The sequence below is a fragment of the Shewanella sp. 8A genome (assembly GCF_023475945.1).
Taxonomy (GTDB): domain Bacteria; phylum Pseudomonadota; class Gammaproteobacteria; order Enterobacterales; family Shewanellaceae; genus Shewanella; species Shewanella xiamenensis.
Genome location: NZ_JAMDJP010000130.1, coordinates 1 through 238, shown reverse-complemented (window position 1 = coordinate 238; position 238 = coordinate 1). Strand labels below are relative to the sequence as shown.

Sequence of the window (238 nt, the reverse complement as noted above, 5' to 3'; positions counted from 1 at the left end):
CTCGCCACCTCAGGAGTAAACTCCCTTGTGCTGCCGCTCGACTTGCATGTGTTAGGCCTGCCGCCAGCGTTCAATCTGAGCCATGATCAAACTCTTCAATTAAAGTTTTTTGAATCCGAAGATTCGGCTCAATGAATTCTGAATCGACTTAACTTAATAAGTCGTTGTACATATTGCTATGAACACTCATTCATTGATTTAATTCTTTGATTACTCGCCAAACGGCAGAGTAATTTCG

Annotated in this window: 1 rRNA gene; it reads right to left on the bottom strand. The window is 42.0% G+C overall.

Features of this window, described 5'->3' with window-relative positions:
- A 16S ribosomal RNA gene (locus M0413_RS22860) occupies positions 1-102 on the bottom strand; the annotation flags it as partial.
- Positions 103-238: the final 136 nt, after the last annotated feature.